Origin of the sequence: Pseudomonas sp. C9-3 (assembly GCF_032392015.1) — a bacterium.
In the GTDB taxonomy this organism is placed as follows: domain Bacteria; phylum Pseudomonadota; class Gammaproteobacteria; order Pseudomonadales; family Pseudomonadaceae; genus Pseudomonas; species Pseudomonas nitroreducens.
In genome coordinates, this window is record NZ_CP135919.1 from 3677824 (window position 1) to 3693889 (window position 16066).

Consider the following 16066-nt stretch of genomic DNA (forward strand, 5'->3'; position numbering starts at 1 on the left):
ATTCGTTGCGCACTCAACCGAAGAACTTCTGGCCGTTCTTGGCCATTTCACGCAGCTTCGCGGTCGGGTGGTACAGCGCACCCAGGTCGGCGTACTTGTCGGCCAGTGCGACGAATTCGGCCACACCGATGGAGTCGATGTAACGCAGGGCACCGCCACGGAAGGGAGGGAAGCCGATGCCGTAGATCAGGCCCATGTCGGCCTCGGCAGCGGTCTCGACGATGCCGTCTTCCAGGCAGCGCACGGTTTCCAGGCACAGCGGGATCATCATGTAGTTGATGATGTCCTCGTCGCTCAGCTCGCGCTGTTCGGTGACGATGGACTTCAGCAGCTCATAAGCCTGCGGGTCGGTGACTTTCTTCGGCTTGCCGCGCTTGTCGGTCTCGTAGGCGTAGAAGCCCTTGCCGTTCTTCTGGCCCAGGCGGTTGGCGTCGTACATCACGTCGACGGCAGTCTTGCCTTCCACGGCCATGCGGTCCGGGAAGCCTTCAGCCATCACGTCACGGCCATGGTGGCCGGTGTCGATGCCGACCACGTCGGACAGATAGGCCGGGCCCATGGGCCAGCCGAACTTCTCCATGATCTTGTCGATACGCACGAAGTCCACACCGAAGCCCAGCAGCTTGGAGAAGCCGCCGAAGTACGGGAACAGCACGCGGTTGACCAGGAAGCCGGGGCAGTCATTCACCACGATGGGGTTCTTGCCCATCTTCTTGGCGTAGGCTACGGTGGTGGCGACGGCGACGTCGCTGGACTTCTCGCCACGGATGACTTCTACCAGCGGCATCATGTGCACCGGGTTGAAGAAGTGCATGCCGACGAAGTTTTCCGGACGCTTGAGCGCCTTGGCCAGCAGGTTGATGGAGATGGTGGAGGTGTTCGACGCGAGGATCGCATCTTCCTTCACTACGCCTTCAACTTCAGCCAGAACGATCTGCTTGACCTTCGGATTCTCGACCACGGCTTCGACGACGATGTCGACGTTGCCGAAGTCGCCGTAGGACATGGTCGGGCGAATGGCGTTCAGTGCCTCGGCCATTTTCGCCGGGGTCATGCGGCCTTTCTCTACGCGCTTGCCCAGCAGCTTCGAGGCCTCGTTCAGACCCATCTGGATACCCTCTTCGCGGATATCCTTCATCAGGATCGGAGTGCCCTTGGAAGCGGACTGGTAGGCGATGCCGCCGCCCATGATGCCGGCGCCCAGTACGGCGGCCAGTTTCACGTCCTTGGCGATCTCGTCGTACTGCTTGGCCTTCTTCTTCAGGTCCTGGTCGTTCAGGAACAGGCCGATCAGGCTCTGTGCAACCGAAGTCTTGGCCAGCTTCACGAAGCCCTGGGCTTCGATTTCGAGCGCTTTGTCACGACCGAAGTTGGCGGCTTTCTGGATCGACTTGATCGCTTCGACCGGAGCCGGGTAGTTCGGGCCGGCCTGGCCAGCAACGAAGCCCTTGGCGGTCTCGAAGGCCATCATCTGCTCGATGGCGTTCAGCTTGAGCTTTTCCAGCTTCGGCTGACGGCGGGCCTTGTGGTCCAGCTCGCCGGCGATGGCGCGCTTGACCAGGTCCAGAGCGGCGGCTTGCAGCTGCTCGGGAGCCACGACGGCATCGACGGCGCCGACTTTCAGCGCGTCTTCAGCCTTGTTTTCCTTGCCCGAGGCAATCCACTCGACCGCGTTGTCGCAGCCGATGATGCGCGGCAGGCGAACGGTGCCGCCGAAGCCCGGGTAGATACCCAGTTTCACTTCCGGCAGGCCGACCTTGGCGGTGGCGCTCATGACACGGAAGTCGGCCGCCAGGCACATTTCCAGACCGCCGCCCAGGGCGATGCCGTTGATCGCGGCTACGGTCGGAACGTTGAGGTCTTCGAAGTCGCTGAAGATCTTGTTGGCTTCGAGGTTGCCGGCCAGCAGCTCTTCGTCAGGCAGCTTGAAGTTGTCGACGAACTCGGTGATGTCGGCGCCGACGATGAACACGCCTTTGCCGCTGGTCACGATCACGCCCTTGACGGACGCATCGGCCTTGATGGTATCGACTGCTTGGCGCAGTTCATTCAGGGTGAGTCGGTTGAACTTGTTGACGGACTCGCCCTTGAGGTCGAAATTCAGTTCGACGATGCCGCTCTCAAGAGCCTTAACCGTGATGGCTTTACCTTGGTAAATCATCAACTGATCTCCACGCTAGGGAAGCTTGAAATCACACGTCGGACACCGTGTATCGGGACGGCCCGGCAGTCGCCGAGGATAGTCCCAAAGCTTGCGGCACACCCGCCGACGCGATAGCCGGGGCGTTCTGATCAAGTCGCTGCGCAGGGCAAACGCTCGATTCATACGCCCGTTTGATTTGGGTGCGCCCACCTTCTAGCAAAAGCCAATGCTTGTCAATCGGCGAGACGTAACAGTCGCAAAGCGGCCGGGGCGTCTGGGCCGGAGCATTCAGCGCAGTCCTGATACCCCATTCATCACGCCTATCATGACAATTGCTACCTGGCACCACCGTCCCGACAGCCACTGTTCAAACCCCATGGCCCGCGCTAGAGTCGGGCGCAATGGCGATCTGCCTCCTGCCAACGCTGGCGGACGCCTGGAACCTGTGCAAAACAAAACAACAAGAAGCCCATGGCTCCAAGGAGTTGGAACGATGTCCAGCCGTCCGCTCGTGCGTCTGCTGTCCGCGCTCGCGCTCACCGCCCTGCCCCTCATCGCTGCCGCCGACACCGCCAGCGACCTGCTCAATGTCCACCAGACGCGCCTGGCCGCCCAGCGCAGCCTTGGCGATTTCTTCATGTTCAACGCGATGGAAGGCGACCAGAAGTACGCCAAGATGGTCGACGCCTCGTCGCAGAGCGCGACTGACGCCCTGGGCAAGCTGGGGGAAATGCCCGGCAACGAATCAAAGAAGCTCAGAAGCGATCTGCAGGATGAATGGAAAGCCTACGCGGCTCAGTTGCACACCCTCACCGGCGCACTGGACAAGAGCGGCTACACCGACCTGCAACCGGTGGCCGACCTCGCCGCACAGAACCGCAAGCTGCTGGACACCGCCGAGCAGCTCTACGCGAAGATCCAGGAAGAAAGCGGCAGCAAGGTCCCGCCGCTGACCCAGCAGACCCGTGAGCAGAGCCTGCTGATGCAGGACATCGCGGTGGATTACGCCTCGCGCAATGCTTCGGTGGGCGCCAGCTTCTTCGGCGGCGGCGAGGAGCGCCCGCTGGACGACCTCGCCAACCGCTTCGCGATCAACCTGGTGAAGCTGCAGCAGGCGCCGCAGACCACTCCGGAGATCGGCCAGGAGCTGCGCGGCGTGGCGATCAAGTGGCGCTACATCGAAAAATCGCTGCAGAACTACAACCAGAACAGCGTGCCGTTCCTGATCAACAAGTACTCCGACCGCATCATTGAAGACCTGGAGAAGGTCTCCGGCCTTTATGCCGCGCAGCAGAGCTGATCGCTTCAGGCATGCTGCTTGAGGAAGGTCGCGACACGCTCAAGATCGCCGCTGTCGCCCCGCTCGCCCCAGTACAGCGCCAGGAACTGGGGCGTGGCCTCGACCATGTAGACATCCTTCGGCAGGCTGGCCAGCGCCTGGGCCAGCTCAGCCGGGGCGCTCGCCTCGCGCCAGCGGTCCAGCCAGACACCCGGCTCGCTCTGCCAGTAGCACCAGACATCGCGGTTCCTGCCACGCGCGCGGTGGTACTGGGCGCACTGGCGCGGCGGCTGCCGTTCCAGCCAGTGCGGCCAGTCCTGCTGCGCCATCTGCATGGCCAGGCCCAGGCGCCGCGCCTGCAGGCGCAAGTCCATCTGCCCGCGCTGGCCGCGCGAAGGAATCAGCCAGGTCAGGGGGCTGAGCACCAATGCGATAAGAAGAATTACCATCCACGTGGTCATATCGGGTATACCGGTCAAACAGGTCAAGCACGGCCGTTAGGGCCATACTGATAATTATCGAGTCCCCCGGAGGAGACGCTCATGCCCTACCAACACATTCTGGTCGCCGTCGACCTTACCGAAGAATGCGACCCGGTGATGAAGCGGGCGGTCGCGCTGGCCAAGGCCAATGATGCCCGGCTCTCGGCGGTGCATGTGGTCGAGCCCATGGCCATGGCCTTCGGTGGCGACGTGCCGATGGACCTGTCGATGCTGCAACAGCAGCAGTTCGACCAGGCCAAGGAACGCCTGCACCAGTTCACCCTCACCTACGCCGAAATCACCAGCTCCCAGTGCCACCTGGTCTACGGCCAACCGCGCCAGGAAATCCACCGCCTCGCCGATGAGCAGGACTGCGACCTGATCGTCGTCGGCAGCCACGGCCGCCACGGCCTCGCCCTGCTGCTGGGCTCCACCGCCAACGACGTGCTGCACGGTGCGCCTTGCGACGTTCTCGCCGTGCGCCTGCAGAAAACCAGCTGAGCCAACTCGAGTGAGACAGCGGGCCCTGCGGGGCCCGCTTCGTTTCAGGCCCCGAGCATGTCCCCGCTCATCAACAGCGGGCGCACCTTCTGCAACTGCGCCTCGAGCGAATAGCTCATGCTCGACGCCATGGAGAAGAAGCTGAGGAAGGCCTTCAGGTTCGAGTCACCGTCGCAGGTCTCATGAATGCGCTGCCAGAACGCCTGGTTGACCAGCTGCAACTGCTGGAACTGCTTCACCAGCCCCTTCAGCTCCCAATCCGCATGCCGCCCTTCGCGGAAATTGAAATACTGCCGCATCAGGTAGAGCGACACCGCGCGCAGGATGAACTCCTGGTTACTGGCGAACGGCAGGTGCTGCTGCGCCATCGGCTTGAGTCGGCCCAATAGCGGACAGGCGCTGGTCGCCATGATCACGCCGAGCAGCGCCCGCAAGCCCTCTTCCAGCCCGGCATGCTTGACGTATTCGCGCTCCGGCGTACGCACCTGCACCGACACTTTCTTGAACGCCGGCAAACCACGGAAATCCTCGATCACCCGGTGCAGGTCCACTGCTGCGGGGCAGTGGCTGTGCTGCGCCGGGTTCAGCGGGCAGTTGCTGCAACGGTTGTAGTCCAGGCGCGTCCAGCGCGGCGCCTGGGCGGCGATCTGCGCGTCGTACTGACGCTCCAGTTCGATGCGATAACTGAACTCGTGCTCATCATCCAGGGTGATGCGGTACTCGATTGCCATTCGGCCATTCCTAGCAGTCTTTGATCAGCGATATGCACGGGCACATCGCCGGACCGACCGGATTATTCTTCCAGTTCGGCCCAGCGCTCGATCAGCCGGTCCAGCTCTTCCTGCAGGGAGCTCAGGCGCGCCAGGGCGGCCTGGGTTTCGCCCTGCGGGCGCTGGTAGAAGTCCGGCGACGCGGTTTCTTCCTGCAACGCTGCCATCTCGCCTTCCAGGGCCTCGATCTGCCCGGGGATGGCTTCCAGCTCGCGCTGCAATTTGTAACTCAGTTTCTTCTTCGGCGCGGCATCGACCGGCGTACCAACCGCTGCCACCGGCTGCTCGACAACGGCGGCAGCAGCGGGCTTGTCACCCTTCTCTTCACCTACACCGAGCAACTTGGGCGAGCCGCCCTGGCGCAGCCAGTCCTGGTAACCGCCGACGAATTCGCGCACGCGACCTTCACCTTCGAACACCAGGGTGCTGGTGACCACGTTGTCGAGGAAGGCCCGATCGTGGCTGACCATCAGTACGGTGCCGTCGAAGGTCAGCAGCACTTCTTCGAGCAGTTCCAGGGTTTCCACGTCCAGGTCGTTGGTCGGTTCGTCCAGCACCAGCAGGTTGGCCGGCTTGCTGAACAGCTTCGCCAGCAACAGGCGTGCCCGCTCGCCACCCGAGAGCGCCTTCACCGGAGTACGGGCGCGCTGCGGGGAGAACAGGAAGTCGCCCAGGTAGCTGAGGACGTGGCGATTCTGCCCGTTGATCGTGATGAATTCGCGACCTTCGGCAATGTTGTCGATGACGGTCTTTTCCGGCTCCAGCTGGTGACGCAACTGGTCGAAATAAGCCACTTCCAGTCGGGTGCCTTCCTTGACGCTGCCGGAAGTCGGCTGCAGGTCGCCCAGCAACAGCTTGAGCAGGGTGGTCTTGCCGGTACCGTTGGCGCCCAGCAGGCCGATGCGGTCGCCGCGCTGCAGCACCAGGGAGAAATCACGAATCAGCGCCGGGCCGCCCGGGTGAGCGAAGCCGGCGTTCTCGACGACGATGACCTGCTTGCCGGACTTTTCCGCAGTCTCCAGCTGGAAACTGGCCTTGCCCTGGCGCTCACGGCGATCGGCACGCTCGTTGCGCATCGCCTTCAGCGCTCGCACACGGCCTTCGTTGCGGGTACGACGGGCCTTGATGCCCTGGCGAATCCACACTTCCTCCTGGGCCAGGCGCTTGTCGAACAGCGCGTTGGCTACCTCTTCCGCGGCCAATTCCTGCTCTTTATGCACGAGGAAGCTGGCGTAGTCGCCGTTCCAGTCGATCAGGTGGCCGCGATCCAGTTCGAGGATACGGGTGGCCACGGCCTGCAGGAAAGCACGGTCGTGGGTGATGAACAGCACGGCGCCGGGGAAGTCGGCCAGGGCATTTTCCAGCCAGGCGATGGCACCGATGTCCAGGTGGTTGGTCGGCTCGTCCAGCAGCAGCAGGTCGGGCTCGGCCACCAGCGCCTGGGCCAGCAGCACGCGGCGACGCCAGCCACCGGAGAGCTCGGCGAGGGTCTTGTCGGCCGGCAGTTGCAGGCGCGTCAGCGTGGTGTCCACCAGTTGCCCCAGGCGCCAGCCGTCGCGGGCCTCCAGCTCCTGCTGGACGCGCGCCAGCTTGTTCAGGTCCTCTTCGCTTTCGATGTGCATGCTCAGGTGGTGATAGCGCGCCAGCAGCTCGCCCACCTCGGCCAGACCTTCAGCGACCACGTCGTAGACGGTGCGGTCGTCGGCGCGCGGCAACTCCTGCGGCAGCTCGCCGATCTTCAGCGCCGGGGCGCGCCAGATGTCGCCGTCGTCGGGCTTCTGCTCGCCCTTGACCAGCTTGAGCATGCTCGACTTGCCGGTACCGTTGCGGCCAATGACGCACACCCGCTCACCCCGGGCGATCTGCCAGGACACCTTATCCAGCAGCGGAGTGGTGCCAAAGGCGAGGGACACGTCGGTGAACTTGAGCAGGGTCATTGGGTATCTCCACAAACAGGGCGCGCAGTTTAAGGGAAAGCGCGGAAAAGTCAGAGGGTCGCGCGCAAACTCGCGCGGCGAGACAGGCGTCCGCCTTCGCGCGATGCATCTGTGGTGGCGCTTTCGCCGCCCTCGCGCAACAGGCTAAGCTACAGGGCAGCGGGCGCGCGCCATCCAGCGCCCACCGATCATCTTCCCGGAAGAGCCATGCGCGGTCGCCTTTTCTCACTGTTCTCCTGCCTGATCCTCAGCCTGTCCGCTTCGACAGCCAATGCAGCGTCCCTGCCCCAGCAGCGCCAGATGTACGACGAGGCGCAGAAGGCACTGGCGCGCAATGACAGCGGCCCGTATTTCCGCTACCAGTCGGCATTGGCCGATTATCCGCTGCAGCCGTACCTGGCCTATGACGAGCTGACCAACCGTCTGAGAAGCGCCAGCAACGCCGAGATCGAGCGCTTCATCGAGCAGCACGGCGACCTGCCGCAGATCAACTGGCTGAAGCTGCGCTGGATGCGCCAGCTGGCCGATCAGGGCGACTGGAACACCTTCGTCCGTTATTACGACCCGAAGATGAACTTCACCGAACTGGACTGTCTCTACGGCCAGTATCAGCTCGGCCATGGCAACAAGGCCGAGGGCTATGCCACCGCCGAGAAGCTCTGGCTGGTCGGCAAGCCGCAGCCCGACGCCTGCGACACTACCTTCGCCATGTGGCAGGCCGATGGCCAGCTCACCGAGGAGAAGGTCTGGAAGCGCCTGAAGCTGGCCGCCGAGAAAGGCAACTACAGCCTCGCCACCGTGCTCTCCAAACGCTTGCCGACCCTCGGCAGCCAGGGCGCACTGATGGTCAACGTGGCGCAGAACCCCGCGCAGCTGAGCCAGACCACCCGCTTCAGCGCCCGCGACCACGCCACCGCCGACGTCGTCGGCCTCGGCCTGCGCCGCCTGGCCAAGCAGGACCCGGAAAAAGCCATCACCCTGCTGGACTACTACAGTTCGGTGCTGCCCTTCTCCAGCGACGAGAAGGTCTCCATCGCCCGCGAGATAGGCCTGAGCCTGGCGCGCCGCTACGATCCGCGCGCCCTGCCGATGATGGTCAAGTACGACCCGCAGCTGCGCGACGACACCGTCACCGAATGGCGCCTGCGCCTGCTGCTGCGCCTGGGCCGCTGGGAAGAAGCCTACGAACTGACCCGCGCGCTGCCGCCGTCGCTGGCCGAGACCAACCGCTGGAAGTACTGGCAAGCACGTTCGCTGCAACTGGCGCAGCCGCAGAACAAGCAAGCCGTCAGCCTGTACAAGCCGGTGGCCGACGAGCGTGACTTCTATGGCTTCCTCGCTGCCGACCGGATCAACGCACCGTACCAGCTGAACAACCGACCGGTATCGCCGGATGCCGGGACGATGCAGCGGGTGCGCAATGCGCCGAGCACCCGCCGCGCGCTGGAGTTCTACGCCCGCGGCGAGATCATCAACGCCCGCCGCGAGTGGTACCACGCCGCCCGTCACCTGAGTCACGACGAACTGCTGGCCCAGGCCAAGATCGCCTACGACATGCAGTGGTACTTCCCGGCGATCCGCGCCATCAGCCAGGCCAAGTACTGGGATGACCTGGATATCCGCTTCCCCATGGCCTACCGCAACACGCTGGTGCGCGAGGCGCGCAACCGCGGCCTGCATTCCAGCTGGGTGTTCGCCATCACCCGCCAGGAAAGCGCCTTCATGTCCGATGCGCGCTCTGGCGTCGGCGCCACCGGCCTGATGCAACTGATGCCGGCCACCGCCAAGGAAACCTCGCGCAAGTTCGGCATCCCGCTGGCCTCGCCGCAGCAACTGATAGTGCCGGATGTGAACATCCAGCTCGGCGCCGCCTACCTGAGCCAGGTTCACGGCCAGTTCAACGGCAACCGCGTGCTCGCCACCGCCGCCTACAACGCCGGCCCCGGCCGCGTAAGGCAATGGCTGAAGGATGCGCGCCACCTGGCCTTCGACGTATGGGTGGAGACCATTCCGTTCGACGAGACCCGTTCCTACGTGCAGAACGTGCTGTCCTACGCGGTGATCTACGGACAGAAGCTCAATGCGCCACAACCCATCGTCGACTGGCACGAACGCTTCTTCGACGAGCTCTGATCCATCTACCGCCCGGCACCCGCCGGGCGGTTTTCATTCCCTCAAGGAAAAAAGGAAATTTCCATGCGCAAGACCGTTCTCTCCCTCTCCATGCTTGCCGCAGGCCTGCTCAGCGCCGACCTCGCCCTCGCCGCCTGCGAGAAGCCGCGCAACGCCTTCGACAGCGTGTATTGCCTGAGCACCGAGTACGCCCAGGTAGACCGCGAGCTGAACAATGAATTCGGCACCCTGCGCAAGATGCTCAACGACGGCCAGAAGGCCGCGCTGAAGAAGAGCCAGATCGCCTGGATCAAGGACCGCGACGCCCAGTGCAGCTACGAGCGCGACGGCGGTTACTTCGTCAACCTGCAGTGCGCAGTGGACAAGACCAACGAGCGTCTGGCCGTGCTGCGCGAGCGTGAGCGCGAGTGTCAGAGCACCGGTTGCGTCGACAGCAAGCTGTAAGGCGCTGACGGCGAACAACCGTGAAGGTTGTTCGCCCTGCGGTTACCTGCAGGCGCTAGCTTGCTCGCGAAAAGTTTCCGGCGGCACAAGCGGCAGGCGGATTCGCGAGCAAGCTCGCTCCTGCACGTTGGGGCCAGGCGCGCAACCCTACGCGTGATGTGACTATGCGCCCTATTCCAGAACTTCTACTTCCATACCCACGCGCAGTGTTCCGCTGTTCAGGGCGATCAGGTTCTCGCCGAACAGCGCCTCACCATTGACGTTGCGGTAACCCAGTAGCGTGGCCAGCGGCTCACGGGCGGCGTCGCGCTCGCCAGTATGTGGGTCGATGGTGGTGAGGATGCAGCGCGCGCAGGGCTTGGCCACCTTGAAGGTGACGTCGCCGATGCGGATGCGCTTCCAGCCGTCTTCCGCAAACGGTTCGGCGCCAGTTACCACCAGGTTCGGGCGGAAGCGCAGCATTTCCAGCGGGCGGCCAACCTTCGTCGACAGGTCGTCCAGCGAGCCCTGGCCGATCAGCAGCAGCGGGAAGCCATCGGCGAAGTGCACGTGCTCGCCGGGCTCGGCGTAGGCGGTGTCCACCTGCCGCGCACGCTGCTCGGGCATCTGCACCAGGCGCACATCACGCTCGAGGAATGCGCTCAGCCACTGGGCGGCGGCATCGCCGGCATCCGGCACCTGCAGCATGTCACGCCAAATCAGCACGCCACGCAGGTTGTCATCGCGTCCCGGCACTTGCACCAGCAGGTCGTCCATGCCCGGTGCACGCAGGCGCAACGCCTGGAAATCGTCCTGCCAGCGCGCCTCGATACGACCCATCTGCGGCAGCAGGCGCTGGGTGAGGAAGCGCCCATTGGCGGAGTCGACCACCATCCAGCGTCGATCCCCTTCCAGGCCCAGGGCGTCCAGGCGGACGGACTCCAGGGGCTCGTAGGCAGTGGATTTGACCGGGTAGCGGTAGAGCTCGCTGAGGGTGTACATCGGAGGCTTCCTTTCGTGCAGGCGAAAGCGACCTTATACGGTGTGGAACGGGCGTCTAGCAATGGCAACGAACTTGTAGGAGCGAGCTTGCTCGCGAACACTTTTTTCCGGAGGCAACGGCATCAAGCGGTTCGCGAGCAAGCTCGCTCCTACAAAAAGCAGCTAGGCGGGAACTTTCTGCAGGCGGCGGCGTACTACCTCCACCAGCTGGTCCGGCTGGAACTTGGAGAGGAAGTCGTCGCAGCCAACTTTCTTCACCATGGCGTCGTTGAAGCTACCCGACAGCGAGGTGTGCAGCACCACGTAGAGGTCACGCAGGCGCGGGTCGTTGCGGATCTCGGTAGTCAGCCGGTAGCCGTCCATCTCAGGCATCTCGGCGTCGGTGAAGATCATCAGCAGCTTCTCTTCCATGTCCAGGCCTTCATCGGCCCAGCGCTTGAGCTGCTGCAGTGCGCGCAGGCCGTCGGTCGCCACATGCAGGCGCAGGCCGAGCTGGCCAAGGGTATCGCGCAGCTGGGAGATGGCGACACTGGAGTCGTCCACCACCAGCACTTCGCGGCCACGGGTCTGGCTGAGCAGCGTGTCGTCCAGGCGGTCGCTGGAGACACGGGTGTTCATCGGCACGATCTCCGCGAGCACCTTCTCCACGTCGATGATCTCCACCAGGCGGTCTTCCACCTTGGTGATCGCGGTCAGGTAATGCTGGCGGCCGGCGCCACCGGGCGGCGGCTGGATCGACTCCCAGTTGAGGTTGAGGATGCGCTCCACCCCGCCCACCAGGAACGCCTGCACCGAGCGGTTGTACTCGGTAACGATGATGGTGCTGTTGGCATCCGGGGTCAGCGCGCGCATGCCAATGGCGCGCGACAGGTCGATCACCGGCAGCGTCTGGCCGCGCAGGTTGATCACCCCGCAGATCATCGGGTGGCGCTGCGGGATCAGCGTCAGGCGCGGCAGCTGCAGGACTTCCTGCACCTTGAACACGTTGATCGCGAACTGCTGCCGCCCGGCGAGACGGAAGACCAGGATTTCCAGGCGGTTCTCGCCTACCAGTTGGGTGCGTTGATCGACAGTGTCGAGAATACCGGCCATGCCTGCTCCAGATTCGGAATGAGTCGTGCGGGAGAGCTATCGGCCGTATCGGCGCCAACAAGATACTGGCCGTACGCCATCATGCACGACTTGTCCGGTCCGGACCAGCGCGATCAGCCTTGTTGGGCAGCGAGCCGCCCAGTGGACGAGAGCAGCGGCGAGTCTGCCGGCAGGTGCATCGAGAGCGCTGCCGGGCGCACCTCGAAGCGCAGCTTGCGGCCCTCCAGCGGCTCACCGTCGAGATTGACGTCCAGGCCCTCGCGGGCTTCGACCTCGACCCAGGGCAAGCGCGCCCGGACGAAGACGTCCTGAGTGCCGAACCCGCTGCTGCCCAGCAATGCGCCCAGCGTTCCGACCATGTCCTGCGGGGTGGGCAGGATGCTCACGTCCAGCAGCCCGTCATCCGCCGTGGCCTGCGGGCAGAGCACATGTCCGCCGCCGGCTTGTCGGCCATTGCCGATGCCCAGGGCGAGGAATTCGCCTTCCCACCCGAAATCCGGTCCGGTAAAGCGCCCCTGGGCCGCATGGACTTCAGAAAAGCGCGTCAGGCCGGTCAGCAGGTAGGCTGCGCCGCCGAGCAGCTTCTTCAAGTCTTCCGGGGTGTTGGCGGTGACCTTCGAACCGAAGCCACCCGTAGCCATGTTCAGGAAGAACTGCCCGTCGACCTCCCCCAGATCGATAGGGCGCGGCAGCACGTCCAGCAAGGCCAGCGCAGCCGCGGGTTCAAGCGGAACGCCGGCGGCGCGGGCGAAGTCGTTGGCGGTGCCCAGCGGCAAGATGGCCAGGCTGGCCTTGCCGCCGGCCTGGACCAACGCCTCGGCGACGTCGCGCACGGTGCCGTCGCCACCGCCGGCGATCAGCGTGGTGTATCCCGCCGCCAGGCCCTCCTCCACCAGCCGCCTAGCATCACCGCCCTCCCAGGTCACCCTGACATCCAGTTGGCGCCCCGCTTCGCGCGTGGCCAGCACGGCGGCACGCACTTCGTCGTTGGCGGCTTGCTTGCCGTGCAGGATCAGCAGGGCCCTGGGCTGGGTCATGGTCGGCTTCCTCGCGAGTAGTCCATTGAGCGTCAACTAATGGACCCAGAGTAGCGCGGGAAAATTTCCTCGCTTTTCATCACTGAATCGGGAATGGGCGGTTCAGGCCGGGTAGCCGGTGATCTCCCGAATGCTCTGGTACAGCGGCTTGAGCTGCTTGTACATGCGCTGGTAGACCTCGTTGTACAGCCGCTCGTAGGTCCGCTGCGCGTCGGGGCGCGGGTGGAAGACGTCGCCGACGCGCGTCATGGCGGCGATGGCGCTGGCGAAGTCCGGATAAAGCTTCAGCCCCACCGCGCAATCGATGGCAGCGCCCAGGCCGGAGGCTTCGTAGACGTGCGGGCGCTCCGCCGGCAGGCCGAAGATGTCGGCGGTCAGTTGCATCGCCGCATCGCTCTGCGAGCCGCCACCGGCCACGCGCAGGCGCTGGATACGGGTGCCGGAGCGTTTCTCGATGCGCTCCTTGCCCTGGCGCAGCGCGTAGGCGAGGCCTTCGAGGATGGCGCGGTAGATGTGCGCGCGGGTGTGCACGTCGCCGAAACCGATGATCGAGCCCTTGGCCTCCAGGCCCGGCTCACGGATGCCCGGCGTCCAGTAGGGTTGCAGCATCAGGCCCATGGAGCCGGCCGGCACGCTATTGACCAGTTCGTCGAAGAGTTTCTCCGGCTCGATGCCCAGCTCCTCGGCACGCTGCATCTCGCGCAGGCCGAACTCGCGCTTGAACCAGCTGACCATCCAGAAGCCGCGGTAGATCATCACCTCGGTGTTGTAGTGATCGGGAATCGCCGCCGGGTACGGCGGGATCAGCGGGATGGTTTCCAGGTAGCGCGAACGGGTGGTGTTGATGGTCGCTGTGGTGCCGTAAGACAGGCACGCCACGGTCGGGTCGATGGCGCCCGCGCCGAGTACTTCGCAGGCCTTGTCGGCGCCAGCGGCGATCAGCGGCAGGCCTTCGGGAATACCGGTCAGGCGACTGGCCTCGGCGGTGATCTCGCCCAGTTTCTCACCGGGCTTGTACAGCTCCGGCAATTGCTCGGGGCGCACGTCGATCGCCTGCCACTTCCAGTCCCGCGGCGCAGCCCAGGCGAGCTTCTTGTAGTCGAACGGCAGGTAGGCAACGCTGCAGGCCACCGAGTCCACGTAACGCCCGCACAGGCGCTGGGTGAGGAAGCCCGAGAGCAGCAGCAGCTTGTGGGTGCGCTGGTGGATGTCCGGCTGCTGCTGGGCCACCCAGTTCGCTTCGGCCTGGGTGCGGAAGTAGTCCACCGCGCCCTGCGCGCCCACCAGCTTGAACAGCCAGCCCCAGGGCCCCCTGATCGGATCGCCCAGCTCCGCGCGGCGCTGGTCCAGCCAGATGATCGCCGGGCGCAGGGCCTGACCGGCTTCGTCGACGTGAATCACCGTGCCGCGCTGGGTGGTCAGCGACACGCCACGGATGCGGCTGCGGTCGATGTCGACACTGGCCCACAGGCGCTTGCACGCCTCGCCCAGCTGCTCCCAGTAATAGTCCGGGTGCTGCTCCGCCCAACCGGGCTGCGAGGAGAAATACGCTTCCAGCTCGACCTTGCCCTTGCCCACCAGGTTGCCCTGGAGGTCGAAGAGCAGCGCGCGCACGCTCTGAGTGCCGTTGTCGATGGCCAGCAGATAGTTATTGTTATTCATGGGGCTCTTGGTCATGGAGAGTCGGTCAGTGCGGAAGGCTGTAGCTGCGGCGCCACAGCTCCAGGTAGTCCTGTTCTTCGTGTTTCCAGCGCGCGTCGTCCCAGCCCAGGCGGCGCTGACACAAGGCGCGAATCCTCGGCAACTCGGCAGCGCCACCATCGGCCAGCAGCAGGCCAATACGGGTGCGACGCAGCAGCAGGTCGTCCAGGTGCAGCACCAGTTCGCCTTCCGCCGCCCAGGCCAGTTCGGCCCAGAGCGAATCGGTATGGCCGATACACTCGCTGCCCACCTCGTTCAGGAGGCGCGCCAGTTCCGGCAAGGAGCGCCCATGGCGCCCACACAGGCGGCGCTGCTGAGGAGGAATGAGGCCCGGCAGGACGACGTCCTCGACAGCCGCGAAGACGTGGTCCGGCGCAGTTTCCAGCTGGCGCTCCAGCATTGGCGCACAAGCGGCAAGCACCTCCAGCGCCAGCAGGCGGAAGGTCGTGAGCTTGCCGCCAGCAAGAGTCACGCACCCGGGTTCGACCCACAGCGCATGCTCGCGCTTTTCATCCGACGGTTTGAGCGAGGGCGCACCATCGCTGACCACCGGGCGTACACCGGCCCAGGTGGAGCGCACATCACCGGCGGTGATCTGCGCAGCAGGAAACTGCTGCGCGCAGGCGGCCAGCAGGTACTCCAGCTCTTCGCGGCTGATGGCCGCGTCATCGTCCAGGGTTTCCCGGTGATCCAGGTCGGTGGTGCCGACTACGGTCGCCCCTTCCCAGGGGAAGACAAAGACCGGACGCTTGTCCTGCCCGTGCATGAAGCTGAACGCATGGGTGACCGGCAGGCGCCAGGCCGGCAGCAACAGGTGGCTGCCACGCAGCGGGCGGATGTGCTCGCTGCCGTGCTTCTGCCGCAGCGCATCAGCCCAGGCGCCAGTGGCCAAGGCGACGGCGCGACTACGGAAGGTGAAGCGCTCGCCGCTCTCGCGATCCTCGGCAACCAGCCCCTGAACGCGACCGTCGCGGCGATCCAGTTCGATCACCTTCAAACCATTCAGTGCTTCGCCTCCCTCGGCTCGCGCTTCGCCCAGCACACGCATGACCAGGCGCGCGTCATCGGTTACCGCATCCTGGAAGCGGGTGCCGCCCAGCAGGCGATCTTCCTTCAGGCCCGGCGCCAGGTAGCGCAGTTCCTCCAGGCGATGGAACAGGTGATTGCGCCGTCCCGCCAGCGCGTCGTACAGCGACAGCAGGGTGCCGAACACCCGCGGGCCGGGGAAGCCGCCCTGGTAGTGCGGCATGATGAAGCTCAGCGGATCGACCAGCCCCGGCGCCTCGCCCAGCAGGCGCTGGCGCTCGCGCACCGAGTCACGGGTCAGGCCGAACTGGCCCTTGGCGATGTAGCGCAGGCCACCGTGAACCATCTTCGATGAGCGGCTGGAGGTGCCCCAGGCAAAATCGCGCTGCTCGACCAGCAGACAGCGCCAACCGCGCCGTGCCGCTTCGCGCAGGATGCCGGCGCCGGTGATGCCGCCGCCGACCACGATCAGGTCCCAGTCGCGCGCCGCTAGCTCCGGCAGCGCCTGCGCGCGCCAGGCTGCGTTCCAGGCAGGCATGG

The 16066-nt window shown here is 64.9% G+C and carries 13 protein-coding genes; 4 read left to right on the forward strand and 9 right to left on the reverse strand.

All coding sequences use genetic code 11. From position 1 onward, the window contains the following. Positions 1-13: 13 nt before the first annotated feature. Positions 14-2161 carry a fatty acid oxidation complex subunit alpha FadB gene (gene fadB / locus RS899_RS16635; RefSeq protein WP_024766852.1) on the reverse strand — a complete coding sequence of 716 codons (2148 nt, stop codon included), beginning with the start codon at positions 2159-2161 and terminating at the stop codon, positions 14-16. 475 nt (positions 2162-2636) lie between these two features. Between fadB and RS899_RS16640 the strand changes: the two genes are divergently transcribed. After that, entirely contained in the window at positions 2637-3443 is an 807-nt protein-coding gene (locus RS899_RS16640) for a hypothetical protein (RefSeq protein WP_315807621.1), read from the forward strand. Positions 3444-3448: 5 nt separating this feature from the next. Here RS899_RS16640 and RS899_RS16645 read toward each other — a convergent pair whose 3' ends face one another. Then, complete coding sequence (locus RS899_RS16645; protein ID WP_315807622.1) at positions 3449-3883, reverse strand: hypothetical protein; 435 nt, start codon at positions 3881-3883, stop codon at positions 3449-3451. A gap of 81 nt (positions 3884-3964) precedes the next feature. On the opposite strand from RS899_RS16645, the gene RS899_RS16650 reads away from it, so the two are divergent. Then, positions 3965-4405: a universal stress protein gene (locus RS899_RS16650; RefSeq protein WP_024766849.1), complete on the forward strand. Its 441-nt coding sequence runs from the start codon at positions 3965-3967 to the stop codon at positions 4403-4405. A 44-nt stretch (positions 4406-4449) separates the two neighbouring features. Here the strand turns inward: RS899_RS16650 and RS899_RS16655 are convergent, their stop codons facing one another. Beyond that, positions 4450-5136, reverse strand: coding sequence for a DUF6901 family protein (locus RS899_RS16655; RefSeq protein ID WP_054910442.1), 687 nt, complete (start codon positions 5134-5136; stop codon positions 4450-4452). Between the two features lie 62 nt (positions 5137-5198). Further along, the gene (locus RS899_RS16660) at positions 5199-7112 is read right to left on the reverse strand and encodes an ATP-binding cassette domain-containing protein (RefSeq protein ID WP_315807623.1); all 1914 of its coding nucleotides are present in this window, start codon (positions 7110-7112) and stop codon (positions 5199-5201) included. 207 nt (positions 7113-7319) lie between these two features. On the opposite strand from RS899_RS16660, the gene RS899_RS16665 reads away from it, so the two are divergent. Both RS899_RS16665 and RS899_RS16670 read left to right on the forward strand, forming a co-directional pair. Then, the gene (locus RS899_RS16665; protein WP_315807624.1) at positions 7320-9245 is read left to right on the forward strand and encodes a transglycosylase SLT domain-containing protein; all 1926 of its coding nucleotides are present in this window, start codon (positions 7320-7322) and stop codon (positions 9243-9245) included. Between the two features lie 63 nt (positions 9246-9308). Further along, complete coding sequence (locus RS899_RS16670; RefSeq protein ID WP_024766845.1) at positions 9309-9689, forward strand: lysozyme inhibitor LprI family protein; 381 nt, start codon at positions 9309-9311, stop codon at positions 9687-9689. A gap of 171 nt (positions 9690-9860) precedes the next feature. Here RS899_RS16670 and RS899_RS16675 read toward each other — a convergent pair whose 3' ends face one another. The 5 genes from RS899_RS16675 to RS899_RS16695 form a co-directional block, all read right to left on the reverse strand. Further along, positions 9861-10670, reverse strand: a complete 810-nt coding sequence (locus tag RS899_RS16675; protein WP_315807625.1) for an MOSC domain-containing protein — start codon at positions 10668-10670, stop codon at positions 9861-9863. 162 nt (positions 10671-10832) lie between these two features. Next, positions 10833-11762 carry a chemotaxis protein CheV gene (locus tag RS899_RS16680; protein ID WP_024766843.1) on the reverse strand — a complete coding sequence of 310 codons (930 nt, stop codon included), beginning with the start codon at positions 11760-11762 and terminating at the stop codon, positions 10833-10835. A gap of 113 nt (positions 11763-11875) precedes the next feature. After that, on the reverse strand, positions 11876-12799 hold the full coding sequence (gene yegS / locus RS899_RS16685; RefSeq protein WP_315807626.1) for a lipid kinase YegS: 924 nt from the start codon (positions 12797-12799) through the stop codon (positions 11876-11878). A gap of 102 nt (positions 12800-12901) precedes the next feature. Next, positions 12902-14461 carry an FGGY-family carbohydrate kinase gene (locus RS899_RS16690; RefSeq protein WP_233299461.1) on the reverse strand — a complete coding sequence of 520 codons (1560 nt, stop codon included), beginning with the start codon at positions 14459-14461 and terminating at the stop codon, positions 12902-12904. 25 nt (positions 14462-14486) lie between these two features. Beyond that, entirely contained in the window at positions 14487-16064 is a 1578-nt protein-coding gene (locus RS899_RS16695) for a glycerol-3-phosphate dehydrogenase/oxidase (protein WP_315807627.1), read from the reverse strand. Positions 16065-16066 lie beyond the last annotated feature (2 nt).